The organism is Thaumasiovibrio subtropicus (assembly GCF_019703835.1).
Taxonomy (GTDB): Bacteria; Pseudomonadota; Gammaproteobacteria; order Enterobacterales; family Vibrionaceae; genus Thaumasiovibrio; species Thaumasiovibrio subtropicus.
In genome coordinates this window covers 2,493,989-2,515,046 of record NZ_AP023054.1, presented here as the reverse complement: position 1 = coordinate 2,515,046, position 21,058 = coordinate 2,493,989, and the positions used below count along the sequence as shown (strand labels likewise).

Sequence of the window (21,058 nt, the reverse complement as noted above, 5' to 3'; positions counted from 1 at the left end):
TGAGAGTGAACAAAAAGGAGCATCGATTACGATGCTCCTCTTTTGATCATACCAAGTGCTGCCAGATTTTCTGGTAGCGCGCGGAGTGTTTGAGCAACTCTTGGTGTTCACCTTGCTCAACAATCTCACCAGATTCCATCAGCACAATGTTGTCCATTTCGGGTAAGCCAACAAGACGGTGGGTGATAAAGAAGACCGTTTTCCCTTCACTCTTTTTGAACAGCATATCGAGCAGCAAGCTTTCAGTCTGTTTATCGAGCCCTTCAGTCGGTTCATCCAGTAGCCAAATCGGTGCATCGTGCAATATGGCGCGGGCGATACCCAAGCGGCGGCGTTCACCACCTGATAATTGACGTCCACCTTCACCAATCCAACAATCAAGCCCTTGCTCTGTGAGGAGATTTTCTAGCGAGACATCTCTTAACACATTAGCGAGCTCATCATCTGATGCATTCGGCTTAGCGATCAACAGGTTGTCTCTTAAAGAGCCGTTGAATAGGTCTACCCGTTGGCTGACAACGACCATACTTTGTCGCAAGGTATGCTCATCCCAGTTTTTGAGTGGGATACCATCGAGCGTGATTTCGCCTTGTTGAGGATCCCATTGGCGTGTTAGCAGTTGTAACAGCGTTGACTTACCGCAGCCTGTTTTACCTAGCAGCGCGGTACGGCTAGAAGCTGCAATCGTTAGACTAAGTTCTTTAAGGACAGGCTTGGGGCTGTCGTGATAGTGAAAGCCAAGCTGGTTTATTTCGATAGCGCCCTTAGCGTTGGCAACATGTGTACTGTTGGTAAACGGGGTGTCAGGTGCTGCTTTGAGCAGGACATTGAGACGTTTTGCTGATGTGAGGGTTTTTCCTAAATATTGGAATGCGCCAGCAACCGGCATCAAGATTTCGAAACTGGCGAGCGTTGCGAAGGCAAACATCGCTACAAGTGGGTCCGGTGCTCGCCCCGAAATGCCATCCGCAGCAAACCAAACAATCAAGGTAAGGGTTAAACCCGCAGCTAAGTTCAGTGTTGCCGTAGCGAGCCCTGTTACCATCGCCATCTTACGCTGAGCGTTTAAGAGTGGCTGCTGCGCATCGTAGATTGCTTGTTGATAGCGGTCGGTCGCATTGAAGATCGCGAGCTCGGTACTCCCTTGTATCCAGTCGAGCATGGCGATACGAAGATTTGCGGTACCCATCGTCAGCGATTCACCATGGCGATTGCCTAGCCGATAGAAGATAACCGGAATGATGCACATCAATACCACTAAGATGATACCCAAAGCGATGCCAATGGCGGGCTCAAACCAAAATAGAAAGGCTGAAAGCCCGAGGGTTGCAAGCGCGCCAATAACCAGAGGGGTAATGAGCCGCAGATAGAGGTGATCCATCGCGTCGACGTCAGCAACGAGGCGATTGAGGAGGTCAGCATCGCGTAGGTTGGCATGGCGGCCAGGTATGAGCGGAATAAGCTTACGAAAAACAAACAGGCGAAGGTCGGCGAGGAGTTTAAACGTCGCGTTGTGACTCACGACACGTTCGCCCCAGCGCCCCGCGGTACGCGCCATGGAAAAACCTCGGACACCAGCACCGGGGAGCATGTAGTTGAACGTTTCTCTGGCGATAGTCAGCCCCGCAACAGCAGACGCAGCAATAAACCAACCTGACAGTGTTAATAAGCTAATGGCTGCTGCTAATGTCGCCAGCGCGAGTAGCATGCCTAACGTGAGTCCAAACCAATGTTTGCGATACAGTGCGAGAAAAGGGATTAGATCACGCATTGCTCACCTCCAAGTTATGAGTATGAGAGAGCATCTCTGCCATTAAGCCATTCTCTTTGATCGCACTGAAGGTGCCTTGTTGAGCAATGAGGCCGTCTTTGAGTACTAAGATGGTATCCATTTCCTCCAACTGACTGAGTTGATGGCTAATCATCAAGGTCGTTTTGCTTTGTGTTGCTTCTTGAAGAGAAGTAATGACGGTGCGTTCACTATCAGCGTCAAGACTGGCGGTAGGCTCATCTAACAACCAGAAGTGGCCAGATTGCAAAATAGCCCGTGCCAATGCGATGCGTTGTGCTTGCCCGACGGACAGGCCGCTAGAGCGATCTCCGATCGCTTGCTGGTAACCATTGGGCAGTTCATCGATAAACTCTGACGCATAGGCTTGCTTTGCCGCGTTTTGGATCTCGCTCATCTCCGCATTGGGTTGACTCAGTGCGATGTTCTCAGCAACGCTTCCATGTAATAACATCGGATTCTGACCGACCCAACTCAGTTGTTGACGCCAGTGAGCAAAATCGATCTGCTTGAGTTCTACACTATTGACAGTGAGTGAGCCTTGATAGGGCAAAAAGCCGAGCAGTGCATTCATTATGGTGGACTTCCCAGCGCCACTCTGGCCAACTAGCGCCACCTTTTCACCATCGCGAATCGTGAAGTCAACGGGGCCAACCAACTTAACGCCTTCCGTGCTGTATATTTCAAGATCTTTGGCGATGATATCGAGCTTATCTATTTCGACTTGCTGAGCGCCTCCCTCGATATGTTGGTGAGAAGCCTGCAAAAAGTCCATCAGTGACTCAGCCGAAGCGATGGCTTGTGCCCTCGCATGGTAATACACGCCAAGTTCACGCATTGGTTGATAAAACTCAGGCGCAAGGATGAGGATAAATAAGCCTGTAAACAGGGTGATGCCTGCACCGTAGTAACCGAAGTTGATCTCACCGATAAAAGCAAAGCCAAAGTACACGGCGACCAATGCAACAGAAAGTGCCGCAAAGAACTCCAAAACGGCTGAAGACAAAAAGGCTAACCTGAGGACTTCCATCGTTCGCTTGCGCAGCACATGTGCGGCAACATGCAGGTTATCTGCTTCTTTCTCTGCGTAGTTGAACAATCGGAGTGTTTGCATGCCGCGTAGTCGGTCTAAAAAGTGGCCAGACAGTCGTTGAAGTGCTTTGAAATTACGCTTGTTAGCATCGGCTGCCCCCATACCAACCAATGCCATGAAGACAGGCACCAGTGGCGCGGTGATCAGAAAAATAAGCCCAGCAGCCCAGTTCATTGGAAAGACGACGACAATGATCGCCAAAGGGATGAGGGCGGATAAGCTCATCTGTGGCAGGTACTTGGCAAAAAAGTCCTGCATCTCTTCTATCTGTTCGAGCAGTAGGCTTGACCAAGCGCCCGCAGGGCGACCTTTGATGTAGGCAGGGCCTAGTTGGTTTAAGCGCTCTAGCACTAAGGAGCGAAGATGCAGGCGAACCAACTCGCCGCAGCGAAAACCAGTGAACTCTTTTAACCAGTTAAGTCCAGCTCGAATCACACTACACAGAACGATGCCGAAAAAGGCGGAGACGAGTTCTGTCTTTGGTGTACTTTCGATAATGAGTTCGTGAAGGATATGAGCGAGCAGGCCCGCTTGAACGATGAGGGCGATACCCGCGCCAAAGCCACACAGTACGGTCATTCTGAGCCAGAATTTGGCCGGCTTACTTTGCGCTTTTAGCCACTTAGATAAAACACGTTGGGTTGAGCGTTCCATTGATACCCATTTTCATTAGGGTACAGCATCCTATCGTGCTATACCGTATTTAAGCGAAAGGCCCCGGCAGGGCGGGGCGCTTTATAAAGAAACAACAGTCAGCAATGACTTACTTTTCTAAGGCATCCAGAAAGCGTTCCGCATCCAACGCTGCCATACAGCCAGTACCTGCAGAGGTTATGGCTTGGCGATAGGTATGATCCATCACATCACCTGCAGCAAAAATACCCGGAATGCTGGTTTGGGTTGCATTTCCCTCTAGGCCGGATTTTACCTTGATGTAGCCATTCTCCATTTCGAGCTGGTCAGCAAAAATGCCTGTATTCGGCGAGTGGCCAATTGCGATAAAGGCACCCATAACATCGATGGTTTCAACAGCGTCCGATTGAGTCGCTTTAATACGCACACCTGTCACGCCCATATCGTCACCCACCACTTCTTCTAGTGTACGGTCAGTGTGAAGCACAATGTTGCCGTTTTCTACTTTGTCCATCAGGCGCTTAACAAGGATTTTTTCAGCACGGAAGCTATCGCGGCGGTGAATCAAGTGTACTTCAGATGCAATATTGGAGAGGTAAAGCGCTTCTTCGACGGCCGTATTACCACCCCCGACCACGGCGACCTTTTGATTTCGATAGAAGAAACCATCACAGGTAGCACAAGCGGATACTCCTCGTCCCTTAAAGGCTTCTTCTGAATCTAAGCCAAGGTATTTCGCGGATGCGCCAGTCGCGATGATCAATGCATCACAGGTAAACTCTTGAGAGTCACCCTTGAGTCGGAATGGTCGCTGGCTAAAATCGACTTCGTTGATGTGGTCAAAGATGATTTCTGTCTCAAATCGCTCTGCATGCGCTTTCATGCGCTCCATTAACCCAGGGCCTGTTAAACCTTCAGGATCCCCCGGCCAGTTCTCGACCTCTGTTGTGGTAGTAAGTTGTCCACCTTGTTGCATGCCTGTCACCATGACAGGGTTTAGGTTGGCGCGTGCAGCATAAACTGCTGCCGTGTAACCTGCTGGGCCAGAACCTAATATAAGCAGCGAGCAATGTTTGACTGAACTCATGAAATCTCCAAATACTGAGCGATATTATATGTACAACCCTTCAAACGAAGTGACGAAATGCTGCCAGCAACGCTGATGAATACAGAATGTGCTGCTCGCTAAACGAGACTTTTCCATTCGGTTGAGCGAAACGAAGGGGAAACTGATGAGCTTCATAGTACCTGTTTTCTGGGATCCGATTGTAGAAAAATTGTTGGCTTAAAGGAAGCTTTACAGGGGCGATGATGAGATGAAGCAGATGAGCCTGAGGGACTACTCGGATGAGCTATATGCTACTTTAGAATGATATATGGTAAGAGTGGCTTTTACCTTTACATTTAACTCTGATATGCTCAAAGTGTCTGAGATAAGGAAAGGTAGTACGATTTGCTGACCGAATAATGTCGTTCACGAATCGAGTACCCGATATCAGGTTGGAATACTCTTCAAATTTGTATTCCAGAGAGGCAGTTTTTTCTTCTTTTAACAGGACAAAAATGCAGTTCTCTTACAAAAAAAGTACTTTTTTAGTTAAGAAAACTGGAAAAAGCTGAATTTAACGCATACTATCACATTTCGTATGATTAATTCGTTATTTACCTCTCATTCAAAGCAAAACAATCAGAAATTTGATCTGCATGGAAGTAAGTAAAGGTGGAAAACAATGGTAGATACCAATAAGAAACCATCCAAGGAATTGGACCGCATTGACCGTAACATTCTGAATGAACTTCAGAAAGATGGCCGTATCTCTAACGTAGAGCTATCTAAACGCGTTGGTCTTTCGCCAACACCTTGTTTGGAGCGTGTACGTCGTCTTGAACGCCAAGGCTATATCTCTGGCTACACAGCGTTACTCAATCCTCAATACCTAGATGCGTCGCTGCTTGTCTTTGTTGAAATTACCCTGAACCGTGGTACGCCGGACGTATTTGACGAGTTCAACCAAGCAGTACAAACTCTGGAGGATATCCAAGAGTGTCATCTTGTTTCTGGTGATTTTGACTATCTACTCAAGACACGTGTAGCGGATATGTCAGCTTATCGTAAATTGTTGGGCGAGACCCTTCTAAGACTGCCGGGTGTGAACGATACTCGTACCTACGTAGTGATGGAAGAAGTTAAGCAAACTAACCATCTAGTGATTAAGACGCGTTAATCTCATTTAACGACTTGTCTCTGTCACTGACATTGCGATAATACTCGAGCGGTTAAGTCTATAGTGTGTCTATAGATCTTACCGCTCGATTTTTTGTTTTTGTTGGTCCCGCAATGGAGTGTTCATTGATTAAACTGAAAGGAAAGTACCGCGAGCGTCAACGGTTGACCGGCGGGCAGCGTCTTTTAGAGTGTTTGTTTATCGTTGGTTTACTGGCCGCGATTTTTGTATCTATTGCGTTATTCTCATTTCACCCGGCCGACCCTTCATGGTCTCAAACAGCGTGGCAGGGAGAAATCAACAACGCTGGTGGCGCATTTGGTGCGTTTCTGGCTGACACCTTCTTTTTTTCTTTTGGCATTTTAGCCTACCCAATTCCCTTCGTCGTTGTTTTGACCGCTTGGGTGCTGTTCCGCCGTCGAAGCCGAAACGAGCAACCAAACTACATGATTCTGGGTACACGGCTGTTGGGAATGATATTACTCTTCATCACTAGCTGTGGATTGGCAGATCTCAATTTTGACGATATCTGGTATTTCTCGTCGGGCGGCGTCATCGGTGATGTGGCTGTTAATCTTGTTTTACCCTATTTTAATTTATTGGGCTCTACGCTCGTATTAATGTTTCTTTGGGCTGCGGGGTTTACCTTATTCACAGGGATTTCGTGGTTATCCATCGTGGATTTTTTGGGCGAGACAACGTTGAACAGCGTGTCAGCGCTCGTTAATCGTATTCGTGGCACTCAGCCCGAGTTACATCGTCCTTTTGAAGAGGAGTGGCAAGAAGAGCCCATTGAGCCTCATGTGAAACCACAGGCAGCGGATGACGATGATGTGCTGATGCAACCATCGCCTCTCTCTGCTGCAGAAGCAAAGCCTGTCGGAGAGGTACGTCAAGAGCCCTCGTTGGATATGGGTGCACCTATCATTCGAGCTGAGCCTGCGCCGATATCACAAGGTGCATCTGACGAGCGTGAGCCAGCGCCGCAACCAGTCACTCAACCGAGCAATGAATTGCCGCCTTGGGAAGCGTTACAACCTAAGCCGCCTGTTGTCGATGTGCCTCAAGAGGAAGCAGTTGCTGCTGAGCCAGTGGTCATAGAGAGTACTGCGCAGGCGAAGTCTTTGACCATCGAGCAATTGTCAGAAGCGTATGAAGCTGATGAATCATTTACCATGTACGTTGATGACAATGTGACGCCATCAGATGAGCAAACCATCCAAACAGAGTCCGCAATAGCGGCGGTGACACCCGTTGATCCCGCAATTTCGCCATCTGTTCAACAAGTACCCGTTTTCGTAGATGAAAGCACTTCGATGCAAGGTGAGGCCTTGCCTTCAGTCACCGAAGTTCCTGTTGAAGACACGTTTACACCGCCACCTATTGGTGACACTGGAGGCATGTCTGAGCTTGAAAGAGCAGAGCAAGAATGCACGGAAGTGGAAGAGAATCCTTTCCTTGAAACGGTTCGAGAAGCGCAACAAAGAGAATCGGCGCAACAGAATCCGTTCCTTGTCAGTAACGAGGTCAATCTGCCTGTGCCTGACGAGCCTTTACCCACGATTGATTTACTTGCACCCGCGGTGAGAAATGTCGAGCCGGCCTCAGATGAAGAGTTGCAAGAAGTGGCGCGCTTACTTGAAGCAAAGTTGGCAGACTACAAGATCAAAGTGAAGGTCGTTGGTGTATTCCCCGGCCCAGTCATTACTCGCTACGAGCTTGAATTAGCACCGGGTGTCAAGGTGAGTCGTATTTCTGGTCTCGCCAAAGATCTCGCCCGTTCACTATCTGCCTCTGCGGTGCGTGTTGTCGAGGTCATTCCGGGTAAGCCTTACATTGGACTTGAGCTACCAAACGTTGGTCGACAGACGGTGTTTATGTCTGAAGTAGTGGCCAGCGAAAAGTTCCAAGAGAGCCGCGGCGCTTTGCCTGTAGTGCTCGGTAAAGACATTGCTGGCGAAGCGGTTGTGGCTGATCTTGCTAAGATGCCTCACCTGTTGGTTGCAGGTACGACGGGCTCGGGTAAATCCGTGGGTGTAAACGTCATGATCCTCAGCTTACTGTACAAATGTCAGCCAGAAGATTGCCGTTTCATCATGATCGACCCGAAAATGTTGGAACTTTCAGTCTACGAAGGTATCCCACACTTATTGGCAGAAGTCGTTACAGACATGAAGGATGCCGGCAACGCATTGCGTTGGTGTGTCGGTGAAATGGAACGTCGCTACAAGTTACTCGCTGCGGTCGGGGTGCGAAATGTCGCAGGCTTCAATGCGAAGTTGAAGGAAGCGGCTGATGCAGGTCATCCAATTCATGACCCGCTTTGGAAACCCGGTGATAGCATGGATGAAACGGCACCTATGCTAGAAAAAATGCCGAATATCGTGGTTATCGTCGATGAGTTTGCTGACTTAATGATGGTGGTCGGCAAGAAAGTAGAAGAGTTAATTGCGCGTTTGGCACAAAAAGCACGGGCAGCGGGTATTCACCTTATTTTGGCGACTCAACGTCCTTCTGTTGATGTTATTACGGGCTTGATTAAGGCTAACATTCCGACTCGGATGGCGTTTACGGTATCGACAAAAACGGACTCTAGAACCATTTTGGATCAGGGTGGGGCAGAGTCGCTGCTTGGCATGGGTGACATGCTTTATTTGCCACCGGGGCAGAGTCACACGGTACGTGTTCACGGTGCGTTTGCATCGGACGATGATGTTCATGCCGTTGTGAAAAACTGGAAAGCACGCGGCAAACCTCAGTATATCGATGCGATATTGAATGATGATCAGGGGGCAGAAAGCCTGCTGCCTGGTGAAACCCCTGATGGCGAGGAAGAGCTAGATCAACTGTTTGATCAGGTCGCCGCCTTTGTCGCGGAATCGCGACGCGGCTCGGTATCAGGGGTGCAACGACGATTTAAGATTGGTTATAACCGCGCGGCGCGCATTGTCGAACAATTGGAAGCGCATGGTATCGTGAGTGCCCCAGGCCATAATGGTAACCGTGAAGTGCTAGCACCGCCGCCACCTCCAAGAGACTAATTAATGAAAAAACTTGCAGTAATACTGGCGCTTGTATCGCCAGCCGTATGGGCTTCAGCACAGCAAGCCCTGATTGAGCGTTTGGATAAAGTGGATGCGTTTAGCACCAATTATGTGCAGAAGGTAGTGAGCCCTGAAGGCACGCAAATTGCGAGCGAGACGGGGGAGATGGTACTAAAACGCCCGAACCGTTTCTTTATGCGCACTGAAGTGCCGATTGTACTTTCTACGAACGGTGTGGACTTATGGCATTTTGATGAGTTCCTCGAGCAGGTGACGATTCAACGTTTTGATGATGTCACCGCACACACCCCGTTTATGTTATTGGCAGGAAACCAAGCGTCAGATTGGCAAGATTACACCGTCTCGCAAGATAACGATGTGTTTGCGCTGACGCCAAAATCTGGTGCGAGTAGCAACCAAGCATTGGAAATCACGATTCAAGATAGTGGACGTATCTCTCAGTTTACTTTGGTAGAACAAGATGGGCAGCGGACCAACTATCAGTTTAATGACTTCACCACGACTGGTTTGCCTCATGATGACTTCTTCACGTTTACCGTGCCTGAAGGCGTTGATGTTGATGATCAACGATAATCTATTGTGAATAATCTCTCTCTCGACTTTGCTGATGATTTTCGTCCTTTGGCTGCGCGCATGCGGCCAAGAACGATGGATGAATACATTGGTCAGCAGCACATCTTAGGTGAGGGTAAACCCCTGCGCCGCGCCTTAGAAGCGCATCAAGTCTACTCAATGATCTTGTGGGGACCGCCAGGTACAGGCAAAACCACCTTGGCGGAGGTTGCCGCGCATTACACCAATGCGGAAGTGGAGCGTGTCAGTGCAGTAACCTCTGGCGTCAAGGATATTCGAGCCGCCATCGACAAGGCCCGTGAAAACAAGTTAGCTGGGCGTCGTACATTACTCTTTGTCGATGAGGTACATCGATTCAATAAAAGCCAGCAAGATGCTTTTCTACCGCATATCGAGGATGGCACTGTCACCTTCATTGGTGCAACCACCGAAAACCCGTCTTTTGAGCTCAATAACGCACTGTTATCGCGTGCGCGCGTCTATAAACTGAAATCGCTGACAGCGGATGAAATTCGTATCGTTATCGACCAAGCGTTGTCAGATAAAGAGCGGGGCTTGGGTAACAGTCCGTTGCAAATCTCGGAAGACGTCAAAACAGGCCTTGCCGATCTCGTTAATGGGGATGCACGTATGTCTCTCAACTACCTTGAGTTGTTGGATGACATGTGTGAAGCCGACAGTGATGGCAACAAAATTGTCTCAATGGCATTACTGGCGGAAGTGACCGGAGAGCGAGTAGCAAGATTCGACAATAAAGGTGACCTTTGGTACGACTTGATTTCAGCGGTTCATAAATCGGTACGTGGCTCAGACCCTGATGGTGCATTGTATTGGTTTGCACGCATGATTCATGCTGGTTGCGACCCGTTATATATCGCCCGCCGTTTATTGGCCATCGCCTCAGAAGACATTGGCAATGCGGACCCAAGAGCGATGCAAGTCGCCGTCTCTGCTTGGGACTGCTTCACGCGTATAGGGGCATATGAAGGCGAAAGGGCTATCGCGCAGGCGATCGTTTATCTCGCTTGTGCGCCGAAAAGTAATGCGGTTTACATGGCATGGAAGCAAGCACAAAGAGATGCAAGAGATCTTCCTGATTACGAAGTCCCCCCTCACCTTCGCAATGCGCCGACCAAGTTGATGAAAGATCTCGGTTATGGGGAGGAGTACCGCTACGCCCATAATGAGCCGGGCGCGTATGCGGCCGGTGAGAGCTACTTTCCAGAGGAAATGGCCGGTACGCGTTATTATCAGCCATCAAATCGTGGTTTAGAGATCAAATTGAGTGAGAAGCTGGAATATCTGCGCTCTCTCGACCAAAAAAGCCCGACAAAGCGCTACCCTTAACGGGCCTTTTTTTGATATTGTTTAGCGTTATTCCCCCATTTGCTGGGGCATAATGTTTCAAACCCATTTTTTGTGCATTTTCGCATATTCATGAGCACAGGATTAGCATGCTAGATTCAAAATTACTTCGTACTGAGCTGGATGAGACAGCGGCCAAACTGGCACATCGTGGTTTTAACCTCGATGTGGACACCCTCCGCGAACTAGAAGAAAAGCGTAAGTCCCTTCAGGTGAAAACTGAAGAGCTTCAGGCGCAACGTAACTCCCGCTCCAAGTCCATCGGTCAGGCGAAGGCGAAAGGCGATCACGAAGAAGCTGATAAGATTATGGCTGAAGTGGCGAATCTAGGTAGTGAACTAGACGATGCCAAAAAAGCCCTTGCTGCGCTTCAAGAAGAGCTGAGTGCAATCACATTAACTGTGCCAAACGTACCCGCCGACGGTGTACCCGTTGGTAAAGATGAAGAAGAGAACGTAGAAGTTGCCGTTTGGGGTGAACCTAAACAGTATGCCTTCGAAGTGCGTGATCATGTCGATCTCGGTGAAATGGGCGATGGCCTTGATTTCTCTAGCGCAGTGAAGCTGTCTGGTTCGCGTTTCATCGTGATGAAAGGCCAGTTCGCGCGTTTACACCGTGCGTTGGCGCAGTTCATGCTGAACTTACACACCGAAGAGCACGGTTATACAGAGATGTATGTGCCTTACCTCGTTAATGCCGACAGCCTAATGGGCACGGGTCAGTTGCCTAAATTCGGTGAAGATCTATTCCACACGCAACCAGCGACAGAAGAAGGCCAAGGTCTTTCTCTAATCCCAACGGCAGAAGTCCCACTGACCAATATGGTGCGTGACGTCATTGTGGACGAAGCTGATTTGCCTATTAAGATGACGGCACATACGCCGTGTTTCCGTTCTGAAGCGGGTTCGTACGGTCGAGATACGCGCGGTTTGATCCGTATGCACCAGTTTGACAAAGTAGAGCTGGTTCAAATCACTAAGCCGGAAGAGTCAATGGCGGCATTGGAAGAGCTAACCGGTCAAGCTGAGAAAGTCCTACAGCTTCTTGAACTGCCTTACCGTAAAGTGATTCTTTGTACGGGCGATATGGGCTTTGGTGCGACGAAGACTTACGATCTTGAAGTGTGGCTACCTGCACAGAACACGTACCGCGAGATTTCATCATGTTCTAACTGTGGTGACTTCCAAGCACGCCGTATGCAAGCGCGCTTCCGTCGTAAAGGCGAGAAGAAGCCTGAACTTCTGCATACGTTAAATGGCTCAGGCCTTGCTGTGGGTCGTACCATGGTTGCTATTCTGGAGAACTACCAGCAGGAAGATGGTCGCATTGCGATCCCTGAAGTACTGAAGCCTTACATGGGCGGTGCTGAGTTTATTGGTTAACGACACCAGATGAAGTTTGAAAGCCCTCTTCGGAGGGCTTTTTTGTTGTGCGCCGAGCATGGCGTTGATCTAGGAGGTGAAAGTCCTCTACGGGCTCAGTCGAGCGAGAACCGTTAGCCTATGCAAGGGTGTTCACCGTGAGGTGAAATCTGAAGGAAGCAAATGGCAAAACTTGGTTGTGACGGACAGAAACCTGATAGTAGGCCAGTACAACTTGGGTAACCTAGCAATAGATAGAATAGCCCAATGCCTCGACGGGAAGTGTGTATAGGTAAATCAGGCACGACCAAGGGAAAGAGCAACGTCTTACCTCGGGAGATCTTATTGCTTGTCTCAGTCGAGACTAATACAGCAGTGATGTTGTGTGATGAGCAATGAGAAGTCAGCAGAAGGCATAGTACTTTGAGGAAGTACAACTCAAGGGAAGGCCTGAACTGAATATATCAAGAAGCAGTCACTATTTACTCAATCATGTGGAGTCATAGCAAGATGAATAACATCTCTACGTTCCAAAGGGCAATACCGCAAGTAAAGCTCACGGTCACGAAGAATGACAAGCATGATCGGCGTAGAAAAGAGGACGAGTCTTGGTGACCCCAACTCCGCTGATGGAACAAATCAGCGCCTCAGCGAATCTGAACCATGCTCTTCGACGCGTGAAGAAGAACAAGGGGTGCGCAGGTGTCGACAGGCTCGATATCACAGCGACCATCTCAAAACTTCGACAAGCTTCAAATGGGCAAGCGCTCCGGCAGAGTCTTCTGGACGGAAGCTACCAACCTCAACCAGTCCTTGGTGTAGAAATCCCTAAACCTAATGGTGGTGTAAGGCAACTAGGCATCCCCACGGTGCTTGATAGGGTTGTTCAACAGGCAATGACATCGGTGCTGACTGATATCTATGAGCCTAAGTTCTCCGCCAGTAGTTATGGGTTCAGGCCGAACCGCAGTGCGCATGATGCGTTAGCAGCGGCAAGTCGCTATATCAGGGATGGTCGAGGTTATGTTGTAGATATCGACTTAGCGAAATACTTCGACACAGTGAACCACGATAGGCTGATGTACAGACTATCGCAGGACATTGATGATAAGCGAGTGTTAAAGCTAATCAGGGCATATCTACAGGCAGGCTTAATGCGAAATGGGATAGTTGAACAGAGACAACGAGGCACGCCACAGGGCGGGCCATTATCTCCGTTACTTTCTAATATCGTATTAGATGAACTGGATAAAGAGTTAGAGCGAAGGGGGCATAAGTTCTGTCGATATGCAGACGACTGCCAAATCTACGTTCGTAGTGAGGAAGCCGCCCATCGAGTCAAAGCGTCGATAACGGAGTTCTTGGAGCAGAAGCTAAAGCTCACGGTAAATCGTGAGAAAAGCGCCGCGACAAGAGTGACGGAGCGAGCTTACCTAGGCCATAGCTTCAAGAGAGATGGAGCAATCCTGATATCGAAATCGGCACAAGCTCAAATGAAGAAGCGAGTGCGGAAAATAACGAAGCGAAATCGAGGTCGAGAGTTATCGGAAATCATCACCGAGTTAACCCAATACCTACGAGGTTGGCAGCACTACTTCAAGCTCGCCATACGTAAGAGCGCGATGCAGCGTTTAGACGAATGGATACGACGTCGATTAAGATGCTACCGACTGAAGCAGCGCAAACGCAGATACAGCATAGCGACATGGTTACAGCGACAAGGTGTAACAGAGCGCAATGCGTGGAAGCTAGCGATGTCAGATAAAGGTTGGTGGCACCTGGCGTTAACGCCCCAGTTGAATCACGCCATGCCAGTTAACTGGTTCAATGAGAGGGAATTATACTCGTTGCGAGACGGGTATGAGTCACTGAAAATATATTCGGAACCGCCGTATGCGACCCACGCTTGTACGGTGGTGTGAGAGGACGGAGGCCGTGAGGCCTCCTCCTACTCGATTCTTATAGCAAGAAATGTGTTCGTCGGTTGCGAGCGAAATCCAAACTGTCGCCCAGTTAAGTGAGCGGCTGCAAAGGGCAAATCGGCTTATGAAGTTACAAATATTAAAAGCACTAATAAGTTAATCGATATCTGAAAAACTTTCTTACTATTTTTAACTGGCGTGTCGATTTTTCCGTTCTTAAATCAATAATTTAAGCATGCAAATCTGTATTGTTTTTCCTTGGTTTGAAATCGTAGAAACAGGAAAAATAATGAAAAACAAACTCGCCCTCACTCTTTTAGCTTCATTAATTTCGTCAACTGCATTTGCTCACGTCCAAGGTCATCGAGTCGGTATCGGTTTTAGCTCAATGGAGGCGGATAATCACAGTTATGGAGATGGGTTATTGTTGGAGTATGGCTATGACTTCAATCAGATCTTTGGTCTGCATTTTGTGTACGAAAGAAATAGCGATATCTCGGTTGGTAGTTGGAAAGGCGATGGTGACACATTCAAATTTGGCGCAGATATTGGCTACGCATTTGAGGTCGAAGGCGCTGCAATTAAACCTTTCTTTAGGCTCGGTTTCTTTAGTTATGATGAATCTGGATTTGGCTGTCAATGGAATGGATGCTGGTCAACTAAGTATAGTGACAGCGGCGTATATACAGGGTTAGGTGTGCGAGGCATGATTGGCCCTGGCTACGTTGAAATTGGTAAAGACTTCTTTGACATAGACAATATTGACGCAGACCATTTCCATATTAAGTTTGGGATGAACTTCTAAATTAAACATAGAAAGCGTCGATAGCTGTTTGGATCATGCTTGTTTACCGCGCTGTGTTTTCAGTAATCATTACTTGTTAACACTCGTTTCAGGAAACATTGTATAGAATTGGGAAAGTCTTTAGGTATTTAGGTTTACGATGTCGCCAATGTTTCCCCCCCAAGCATCCTGCCAGTATGAAGATCTGCTGGAAACACTTGAAAAGCAAGTAGTGGATGCCACCCTGTTAGAAAAAATTCGATCAAGCTCGCCAGCGCATGTTGCCAGTTTACTGCGTAGTCTATCTACCGAGGATGCGGGTAGGTTTTGGGCGGTTTTGAGCCCGGAAGATATCCGGCTTGCTGCGGATCTCCTTGACCACCTTCCGGATTTTCGTATTGCCGCAGTGCTAGCGACATTGCCAGTCCCCTTAGCCGCTGATTTATTGCTTTCAATGGAGTCAGATGACCGATGCGATGTGATCGGTCTTTTTGAAGAGCAAGTTCGCCACGAAATCATGGCTGCGCTGCCAGCGGACATCGCACAATCTCTATTGGTCGGATTGCGTTTTGAAGCGGATATGGCGGGTGGTTTGATGAAAACGGAGTTGCTGAAATTCCCGGCATCAGCCACAGTGCAGGATGTCACCACGGTGCTGCAGCATCGTGTCGATGATATAGAGCACGTCGAGCAGCGTTATGTTTACCTCTATGATGATGCTGATGGGTTTCAAGGGGCTGTACCACTGAGATTGCTTCTATTAGCAAACAGCAGTGATAAGCTGGTGGATTGGATTGAAAGTGCGATTCCAACGATAGCGCCGACGGCTTCATTAGTGGAGCTAAAAAGTGCCTTCGATCATGTTCGGTATTCGGTACTGCCTATCATTGATAACGACGGTACATTACTTGGCATCGTAGATCATCAAGACGTGCAAGAAGCACTGTTTGAAGATGCAGAGCGTGACTTAATGGAGCAGGGGGGTATCTTTGGCGGGGAAGAGCTGAGAAGCATGGCTTTTGTTCCCCGTATGCTTAGACGCCTCGCGTTTATCCTACCTTCTATTGTGCTGAGTTATGCAGCGGTTTCAGTTATCGCCTTATATGAGCCTGTTTTGGAAGAGTTAGTGATATTGGCGGCATTTTTACCGTTAGTGGCGAACCTTTCGGGTGCTGCAGGGAACCAAGCCGTTGCCGTATCAATCCGCGAGCTTTCGGTTGATAGAATCAGTGCGCACAGTGTGAGCTATGTAATAAGAAAAGAAGTGCCTGTTGGGATAGCCATCGGACTTTTTGTTGGCGTTATACTAGCTGGATTATCGTTGATACGCGGTGGAGACTCAGGGCTGCTGCTGCCTTTCGTCATTGGGAGTGCGTATTCAGTATCAAGCGTTCTTGCTGTCATCATCGGTGGAAGTTTGCCTCTGCTATTAAAGCGAGTAGGGCTCGATCCCGCAATGCTTGCTAGCCCACTGCTAACCACCTTGACAGACGCGATTGCGTTCTTCTTTGTGTTGTTTATTGCTCAGTCACTGTTATTCGGGTAATCGGAAAGGCCCAAAGGGCCTTTCGCCACTATACCCAACATGTTTGTGCGGTGAAGTTGACATTTATCCAATGCTTTTTGTTTTGCAGCTCGGCCGCTTCAGCAACGGCCATTCGAATCTCATCCATTTTGGCGATATTAATGTTGACCTCATCGGCAGCGAAGAAGTTAAGCTCAATATTGAGTTCGCGTCCAACCGCCACCATACGCAACTTGTACTGGCTATTTAATTGCTTAGCGTACTCTGTTGCGATTTGGTTGATTGGATACGCGATATTATCCGCAATACGCACTAGCATGAGCTCTTTACCGGCACTGAAAAGACTTTTCAGTGGTAAGAAAATAAACACAGAAGACGCTAGCAAAACCATCAAGGGGTCAGCGTACTCTGTAAAGCTATGCCATCTGGTCCCTTCTAATTGATAAGCGACGGTAAACCCCATAAGGACGCCGATACTGAGGAGTAGATCGCCTAGCCATTGGTTTTTCTCTGCGTCGAGAAGTGGCGAGCCAATACGCTTGTTTCGCTCTCTAAGCAGCACAGCAATAACACCGCACCCCATAGTACTGATCGCGGCATAGAGTATCGCTGGGCCGGGTTCTACCGCGGCACCACCAGAAAGTAAGTCTGAGACAGCGCCAGCCATAGAGTAAGAACACATACCAATGAGGGTCAGAGACTTAAAGACAATCAACAGCGGTTCAAAGTGCGCTTTTCCGAATGGGAAGCGAATTTCATCGCGCTCAGTTTGCAATGACATCTGATGTAACACGATTAAAGAGAGGCCACTGAGAGCGACGCTAAACAGTGAGTAGATGCCGTCAAACATGATCATACTGGAATCAGAGAGTATTCCCCAAAAGATCCCAATAACAGAGAAAAAGAGGGTCACGGCGATTGAGATGATAATCAGTTTTCTTTCTTGCATATTCGATGTCATGGATTTGAGTAAAGAGGCCATGCTATCAGGTCATCATTAACCGCTGCTGGATACATCGGTGCTTTTTCAATGTTTATTGAGCGATAAGTTAGCGTAATAGGTGGTGATGAAGTTATTTATCGAACTCCTTTATTCCTGTCGACTTAGGTAAAGTGCGAGAGCCCTCCCTATCAAGCGGCGTTGATCCATCCTCTGTCTTATTCAATCCTAGCTGGCTAGCGAGGGTGACCAGTTCTGACTGAAATAAAATCACTAACGACTCGGAAATTGCGCTGGAGAGTGCGTAGAGCGTTTCCGCGTTATTATCTGCGTATTGATTATGGGCTAGCGATTGAAGTGTGCTCATGAAAGGCGCATCTACCAGTGTTGCGTTGCTTGTGATCATGCTTATTTGACCTAGCCTGCGAAGCAATAGGTTAGCTTGTACAGTAATGTAGTTGTTGCTATTCCCCCCTTCGGTATACGTATGTTCTATGCAAGCGCGAAAGTGCGTGAGCGTATCTAAACTGTCGACGGTGAGTTGCCAAAGTTGTTCATATCGCTTCAATGCTTCTTCTTGCTCGGTCATGGCCAACGTCTGGCATATTACATCATCAATAATGTAAAACCCGTGACGGATTGCTTTGCCGTGCGTGGATTGATTGCGTGATATTGAGTATTGCGACCACGACTGGGTGATCTCCTTTAGATGGGCATGAAAGATCCGAAACATGGGCTTTTGATGCGGTAGGGCCTGCTGACCTAAATGCTGCGCTTGAGTAAGCAGTAACTCAGACTGCGTGCTGATGATGTCTAGCGCGAGATCTTTTTCTTTCAAATGTTGATGCGTGTATGCACGGTGAGCACGTATGCCGTTAATGAGGCTCAATAGTTGGAAAACAAGCGTAAATCGTTCGGCCAATTCAGATTTCTCATTACGCTGTTGCTTATAGAAATAGAGTAGAAGCGTTGTAGTTAAGATGGCGATCAGTGTTAACCACATGACATTTCCTTTCACTAAAGAAGCATAGAAAGAGAAAAGCAAGGGAAGTGCCAATAAAACGATACAATAGAATCAACTAGTTAAGGAGTTAAACAAGGTAAGTGAGTGTTATTATTGCGTCGGAAAAGTGAGGGTGCACCAAAAGAGGGCAAAAAAAAGACCGGATAAACCGGTCTTTTTGATACAGTGACAAGGGATTACGCAGACTCTTTAACAGTGTCTTCTAGCAGCATGTCGATGCGCTGGATGTAATCGTTGTACTCTGCTGTGCTGTCCTTCGCGTAGTGGAAGTTACGGAAGTAACGCGTCATAGAGGTGAAGAACTTACGCGCTTCGTCTTTGTTAGCGAAGTTGTATTCAGTGCGGATGATGTTAACCACTTTACCGAAGACAAATTGCTGACGCTCGAAGCTACAAGAAGAGTCGACATCATCGAATGCATCTTGCTGTAGGTAAACCATATCCAAGAAGAGTGCTTTTTGGTAGGTTACGTAATCTTCTAGAGAGATACCTTCTTCACCAGTTACCTGCATCATCTGACCGATGCTGTCACCTGTTGAAAGTAGCTCTTTCATCTCTTTAACCGTTGGAACCCACTCAGGACTTAGGTTCTCTGCATACCAGTCTTCTAGCTGATCAAGGTAACGAGACCAAGAGATCAACGGGTCGATTGCAGGGTAGAAACGCTTGTAAGCGCGGTCGTAAGACAGACCTAGGAATGTCTTAACAGTACCCAGCGTTGACTGTGTTACTGGCTCTTCGAAGTTACCACCTGCTGGTGATACAGAACCGATCATGGTTAGAGAGCCGTTGTCGCCGTTTTCGTTGTCAACAACACCACAACGCTCATAAACCCCTTTGATTGCGGAGTCCATGTACGCTGGGAAGCCTTCTTCACCAGGGATCTCTTCCAAACGGTTAGACGTTTCACGCATTGCCTGTGCCCAACGTGACGTTGAGTCAGCAAGTAGTAGTACGTTGTAACCCATCTGACGGTAGTATTCACCTAGAGTCAAGCCGGTGTAGATTGACGCTTCACGCGCCGCTACAGGCATTGACGAAGTATTACAGATGATAACCGTACGGTCGATCAGTGTACCACCGTGCTTTGGATCCGGTAGGTGTGGGAATTCTTCGATGGTCTCTACCACCTCACCCGCACGCTCACCACACGCGACAACGATTACGATGTCCGCATCACAGTAACGAGAGATACCGTGCTGAAGTACGGTCTTACCCGAACCGAATGGGCCAGGTACACAACCTGTACCACCACGTGCGATCGGGAAGAACGTATCGATAGTACGTGTTGTCGTGACAAGTGGCTCAGTTGGGAACTTACGCTCTGTCTTACCACCGTTCTGGATCAGCGTGTTAGCAATAGACTTACGTACTGGCCATTTTTGTTGCATGGTCAGTTTGTGTTCTTTGCCACGGCTATCAACAACGTGTGCGATAACAGTATCAACCGTAAAGTTACCTTCTTGAATCCAAGTAACTTCTACTTCACCTTTAATATGGAAAGGAACCATGATTTGGTGAGTAAAGCGACCTTCTTGAACGGTACCTAGAGATTGACCTGCGCGTAGCTTGTCGCCTTTCTTAGCGATAACGTTGAACGCCCAAGTTTCAGTCTTGTCTAGTGCTTCTAGCTGAACACCACGTTTTAGGAACTTACCGTGGATTTGCGCTAGACGCTCTAGTGGGTTTTGTAGACCATCATAAATTTGCGCCAGAACACCTGGGCCTAGGTCTACACTCAACATTTCGCCAGATTGGATAACACCGTCACCCACTGCGACACCGCGAGTATCTTCATATACCTGGATATCTGCTGAATCGCCACGTACACGCAGTACTTCGGCCATTAGAAGCTCGTCCAGATCTTCAGTTTGCTTACGGCTTGGAAGGACGTAAACAACTTCGTTCTTCACTAGCTGACCGTCTTCCTCTGGGTTTAGACGGATAGTCAGCGTATCGCCGATGACTGCCGTTACGTGAGCAGTCGGCTTTTTATTCACTAATTCAGTGCTCATTGAACAACCTGTTATTCGTTATTAATCCGGTAGATCACTGGCGAAGTCGCCGAGTGCGTTTTCTACGAGCTGGTCAAACCGCTCAATGGCAATTTCGCTGTTGTACGTTGTCCAACGCGATACCAGATTCCAGCGTAGTAAGTAGATAACTACGGCTTCAAAGCTGAAACGCTCTTTCGTGCTGATACGGTCAAGTTGTTCCCATACCGCTTGAAGTAGCTCTTTTTCCAGCTCCAGACTCTGATCGTTCTCCATGTAGCGCGCTACATCAGGTAGCCATGGGAACGTAAATTGCAGATTGAAGTACGGAACATTCCAGTTACGACGGATAAATTCATAGCGAGTGCCGAAGCTCCAACGTGGCTCAGAAGGGGCTTTTTCACCCGCTTTTTTGCGACGAAGAGCAGCAACCACTGTGCGCATATCGAGACGCCAATCGATGAGTTCACGCAACACCTGACTGTTTACTTGGTCACGTGTACGCGTTGCAAACTTAATCAGTTCTGCATCATCGGCATCATCTTTGGCCTGATCCCAGTGCATTAATTGTTCAATCATGCCTAGGTATTTTCGTTCATCGAAATTCAGACCACTTAGTCGACGTTCTAGCTGGTAACGCGAAATAGGCGTTACTTTACTGTCAAACAATGAATCGATATGCGGCAGCGAAGTCAACAGACTATGATATGCTTTATCAGACATATTCGCTCCTTGCTAAAGGAGAGGCAGGCATCCTGCCTCATC

The 21,058-nt window shown here is 48.1% G+C and carries 15 protein-coding genes; 8 read left to right on the top strand and 7 right to left on the bottom strand.

Annotation, left to right across the window (positions count from 1 at the left end):
- Nucleotides 1–46 precede the first annotated feature (46 nt).
- From cydC to trxB, 3 genes are all read right to left on the bottom strand, one after another.
- On the bottom strand, nucleotides 47–1,771 hold the full coding sequence (cydC, locus tag TSUB_RS11075; protein ID WP_087016198.1) for a heme ABC transporter ATP-binding protein/permease CydC: 1,725 nt from the start codon (nucleotides 1,769–1,771) through the stop codon (nucleotides 47–49).
- Complete coding sequence (gene cydD, locus TSUB_RS11070; RefSeq protein ID WP_087016200.1) at nucleotides 1,764–3,536, bottom strand: heme ABC transporter permease/ATP-binding protein CydD; 1,773 nt, start codon at nucleotides 3,534–3,536, stop codon at nucleotides 1,764–1,766. Before cydD ends, cydC begins: the two co-directional genes overlap by 8 nt.
- A gap of 109 nt (nucleotides 3,537–3,645) precedes the next feature.
- Nucleotides 3,646–4,602, bottom strand: a complete 957-nt coding sequence (trxB, locus tag TSUB_RS11065; protein ID WP_087016201.1) for a thioredoxin-disulfide reductase — start codon at nucleotides 4,600–4,602, stop codon at nucleotides 3,646–3,648.
- Nucleotides 4,603–5,245: 643 nt separating this feature from the next.
- Here trxB and lrp point away from each other — a divergent pair.
- The 8 genes from lrp to TSUB_RS11025 all read left to right on the top strand — a co-directional run bounded on the left by lrp (nucleotide 5,246) and on the right by TSUB_RS11025 (nucleotide 16,356).
- Nucleotides 5,246–5,740, top strand: coding sequence for a leucine-responsive transcriptional regulator Lrp (gene lrp, locus TSUB_RS11060; protein ID WP_087016203.1), 495 nt, complete (start codon nucleotides 5,246–5,248; stop codon nucleotides 5,738–5,740).
- A 113-nt stretch (nucleotides 5,741–5,853) separates the two neighbouring features.
- Nucleotides 5,854–8,781, top strand: coding sequence for a DNA translocase FtsK (locus TSUB_RS11055; RefSeq protein ID WP_087016205.1), 2,928 nt, complete (start codon nucleotides 5,854–5,856; stop codon nucleotides 8,779–8,781).
- 3 nt (nucleotides 8,782–8,784) lie between these two features.
- Nucleotides 8,785–9,378, top strand: coding sequence for an outer membrane lipoprotein periplasmic chaperone LolA (lolA, locus tag TSUB_RS11050; protein WP_087016207.1), 594 nt, complete (start codon nucleotides 8,785–8,787; stop codon nucleotides 9,376–9,378).
- Nucleotides 9,379–9,384: 6 nt separating this feature from the next.
- Nucleotides 9,385–10,725: a replication-associated recombination protein A gene (locus TSUB_RS11045; RefSeq protein ID WP_087016209.1), complete on the top strand. Its 1,341-nt coding sequence runs from the start codon at nucleotides 9,385–9,387 to the stop codon at nucleotides 10,723–10,725.
- Nucleotides 10,726–10,832: 107 nt separating this feature from the next.
- Nucleotides 10,833–12,125 carry a serine--tRNA ligase gene (gene serS, locus TSUB_RS11040; protein ID WP_087016211.1) on the top strand — a complete coding sequence of 431 codons (1,293 nt, stop codon included), beginning with the start codon at nucleotides 10,833–10,835 and terminating at the stop codon, nucleotides 12,123–12,125.
- A 608-nt stretch (nucleotides 12,126–12,733) separates the two neighbouring features.
- Nucleotides 12,734–14,026 carry a group II intron reverse transcriptase/maturase gene (ltrA, locus tag TSUB_RS11035; RefSeq protein WP_221274589.1) on the top strand — a complete coding sequence of 431 codons (1,293 nt, stop codon included), beginning with the start codon at nucleotides 12,734–12,736 and terminating at the stop codon, nucleotides 14,024–14,026.
- A 289-nt stretch (nucleotides 14,027–14,315) separates the two neighbouring features.
- A complete protein-coding gene (locus TSUB_RS11030) occupies nucleotides 14,316–14,831 on the top strand; it encodes an outer membrane beta-barrel protein (RefSeq protein WP_159065040.1) in 516 nt (171 codons plus the stop codon).
- Nucleotides 14,832–14,979: 148 nt separating this feature from the next.
- Nucleotides 14,980–16,356, top strand: coding sequence for a magnesium transporter (locus TSUB_RS11025; RefSeq protein ID WP_159065041.1), 1,377 nt, complete (start codon nucleotides 14,980–14,982; stop codon nucleotides 16,354–16,356).
- Between the two features lie 28 nt (nucleotides 16,357–16,384).
- Here TSUB_RS11025 and TSUB_RS11020 read toward each other — a convergent pair whose 3' ends face one another.
- From TSUB_RS11020 to TSUB_RS11005, 4 genes are all read right to left on the bottom strand, one after another.
- On the bottom strand, nucleotides 16,385–17,284 hold the full coding sequence (locus TSUB_RS11020) for a cation diffusion facilitator family transporter (protein ID WP_159065042.1): 900 nt from the start codon (nucleotides 17,282–17,284) through the stop codon (nucleotides 16,385–16,387).
- Between the two features lie 124 nt (nucleotides 17,285–17,408).
- Entirely contained in the window at nucleotides 17,409–18,278 is an 870-nt protein-coding gene (locus TSUB_RS11015) for a hypothetical protein (protein ID WP_087025838.1), read from the bottom strand.
- Nucleotides 18,279–18,475: 197 nt separating this feature from the next.
- Complete coding sequence (locus TSUB_RS11010) at nucleotides 18,476–20,314, bottom strand: V-type ATP synthase subunit A (RefSeq protein WP_087025840.1); 1,839 nt, start codon at nucleotides 20,312–20,314, stop codon at nucleotides 18,476–18,478.
- 21 nt (nucleotides 20,315–20,335) lie between these two features.
- Entirely contained in the window at nucleotides 20,336–21,016 is a 681-nt protein-coding gene (locus tag TSUB_RS11005) for a DUF2764 family protein (RefSeq protein WP_087025845.1), read from the bottom strand.
- Nucleotides 21,017–21,058: the final 42 nt, after the last annotated feature.